We start from the raw sequence: 729 nt of genomic DNA on the forward strand, positions 1-729 counted from the left end.
GACCATCCTTGAGAAGACGTCGAGGATGAATGCGGCATACACCCAACCCGTGTGGGTACGGATGTAGGTCAGGTCGGCCACCCACAGCGCGTTGGGCGCCGCCGCGGTGAACTGCCGTTCGACACGATCGGCCGGCTGCGGAGTTTCGGCCCCCTCGCTGCGAGTGGTCTTCCGCGTCTTCAGCCGCGGTATCCCGTGCAGCCCATCAGCTTTCATCAATCGTTCAACGGTGCACCGTGCCACGCCGACACCCTTCCTGCGCAGTTCGGCATGAACTTTGCGGGCACCGTAGACGCCGAGGTTGTCGGCATGCACGGTGCGGATCTCGCCGAGGATCTCGCGGTCGCGGACCACTCGTGGCGCCTCGATTCGTCGAGAGCTCAGATGGGCTCGGACTGTGGACGGAGCGATCTGGGCGGCCGTGTCGCGTAGGGCCGCACAGATCGGATCGACTCCGTGTTCGTCACGGGAAGCGGCGACGAACTCCACGATCAGCGCTGTTGGCGGTCGATCTCCGCCGCAAAGAAAGCCGAAGCCTGCTTCAAGATGGTGTTCGCCCGCCGCAACTCCCGGTTCTCCCGCTCCAGCTGCGCGATCCGCTCAGCCTCGCCGGTCGTGGTGCCCGGTCGCACCCCGCCATCGATCTCGGCCTGTTTGACCCAGGTGCGCAGCGCCTCCGGGTGCACACCGAGTTGATCACCGATCCGTTTGAGCGCTCCCGGCCGCGTA

2 protein-coding genes and 1 other annotated feature are annotated in these 729 nt (G+C 65.7%); both genes read right to left on the reverse strand.

Features of this window, described 5'->3' with window-relative positions:
* On the reverse strand, window positions 1-354 hold a 354-nt coding region (locus OK17_RS19305; RefSeq protein ID WP_461418426.1), incomplete at its 3' end, for an IS3 family transposase.
* Window positions 355-402: 48 nt separating this feature from the next.
* Window positions 403-531, reverse strand: a sequence feature (AL1L pseudoknot).
* A partial coding sequence (locus OK17_RS19310) for a transposase (protein WP_461418427.1) occupies window positions 492-729 on the reverse strand: 238 nt, incomplete at its 5' end. Its footprint overlaps the feature before it by 40 nt.

It is taken from the genome of Gordonia sp. GN26 (genome assembly GCF_054823965.1).